Origin of the sequence: Streptomyces swartbergensis (assembly GCF_002148965.1) — a bacterium.
In the GTDB taxonomy this organism is placed as follows: domain Bacteria; phylum Actinomycetota; class Actinomycetes; order Streptomycetales; family Streptomycetaceae; genus Streptomyces; species Streptomyces swartbergensis.
In genome coordinates, this window is record NZ_NGFN01000675.1 from 1 (window position 1) to 1,567 (window position 1,567).

The 1,567-nt window shown below is 72.8% G+C and carries 2 protein-coding genes; both read right to left on the bottom strand.

Going from position 1 to position 1,567, the window contains the following annotated elements:
• Positions 1-48: 48 nt before the first annotated feature.
• Positions 49-846, bottom strand: coding sequence for an alpha/beta fold hydrolase (locus CA983_RS43465; protein WP_086606090.1), 798 nt, complete (start codon positions 844-846; stop codon positions 49-51).
• A 146-nt stretch (positions 847-992) separates the two neighbouring features.
• Positions 993-1,490 (bottom strand): DUF2267 domain-containing protein, encoded by a 498-nt coding sequence (locus CA983_RS43470; protein WP_107500361.1) that lies wholly within the window; start codon positions 1,488-1,490, stop codon positions 993-995.
• Positions 1,491-1,567: the final 77 nt, after the last annotated feature.

Consider the following 1,567-nt stretch of genomic DNA (forward strand, 5'->3'; position numbering starts at 1 on the left):
GGTCGGTGCGCCACCGCAGGATGAGCGGGGAGACAGGGCCCTGTCGAACTATTTGCTGAAGGCCCTGATCGCTTCGTAGAGGCGGTCCGGCTGGTCCAAGTGGACGTCGTGGGCCGCGTGAGGGATGCGGACCACCTTGGTGTCCGGGCGGTGGGTGAGCATCGTGGCCGGTTCGTCGGGGCGCATCGTGCCGTGTTCGCCCTGGACGAGGAGGGTGGGGCAGGTGATGCGGGACCACTCCGTCCAGTAGGCCGTGGTGGCCAGTTCGGCGACCGTGTCGATGATCGTGGTGCGGTCCCACCTCGGATACCAGCCGTCTTCTCGTTCCTCCAGGCTTCTCGCCCAGGCCTCGTGGCCCAGGAAGGCCTCCGCCTCGTCGAGGGACTTGAAGCGGGCCGGCCAGCTGTCCAGCCAGGTCGCGATCTGTGCGGGGAGATCGGGGTTCGGGCCGGCCGGGCCCGCTTCGACCAGGATCAGGGACTGCACCAGGCGGGGGCGGGCCGCGGCCAGCAGCAGGGCCGTGTGGCCGCCCAGGGACTGGCCCAGCAGGGTCACGGGGGCCAGGCCCAGTTCCTCGATCAGGGCCACGGCGTCCTGGACATGGGCCGCGCGGGTCGTGGTCGGCGGGGTGCGGGTGCTGGCGCCGTGGCCTCGGGCGTCGTACGTCACCACGCGGTGGCCGTCGGCCGACAGCCGCGCGGCGAGCGTGTCCCACTCGCCCTGGTGGCCTGCCAGGCCGTGCAGGAGGAGGAACGTGGCCGTGGGCTCCCCGGCGGCTTGGTGGTCTCTGTGGGCGAGGTGCGTGCCGTCGGGGGTGGTGAGGGTCGCGGACCTCGTGCGGGTCAAGTGGGGGCTCCTGTCGGTGGCTTGGCCGTCCGCCCCGACGGCCACCGTCCGCTTCGGCGGCCACCGTCGGCCTCGGCAGTGGTCCTCGGCCGCGGCGGTGGCCGTCGTACCGGTGTCGTACGCGGTGTCGTACGCGGATCAGGAGCCTACGACGCCGGGCTCAGGTCCGCTCGGCCGAACAGGAGGGCGTAGCCGGCCGGGAGCTGGTCCAGGATGCGGGTCACCAGGTCGTCGCCGACCAGGGGCGGCAGCACGCTCAGGACCGAGCTGACGTCCCAGCGGGCCGTGGCGGGGGTCGCTCCCTCGATGCGGGCCGCGACGGAGTCGACGAACTCCGCGGCGGTCAGCCGGCGCGTGGCCGGGATCTGGGAGGCGACCACCCTGGCGGCCTCCTCGGGCAGGGCACGGGCGAGGTCGACCCGTTCGTCGCCGATCACATGACCGCCGAGGGCGGACAGGACGATACGGGTGACTCGCTCCGCCTCCGACCTGGTGGGGTACTGGCCCGATTCCCGCACCGCTTCGATCAGTCGGTTCCAGGCGTTGTCGTCGCCTCGGGTGTCGCGGTTGCGCGGCGGGGCGGGGATCAGGGTCTTCGGGGCCGTGAGAGTGGTCGTCACACTGGGCACCGTCGTCACGCTCATGTGCGGGTCTTCCTCCGGATCCGGTCCTGCGTCGCGCCGCCGGGCTGGGACTCCGGCGGCGTGGGGTGCGTCTGGGG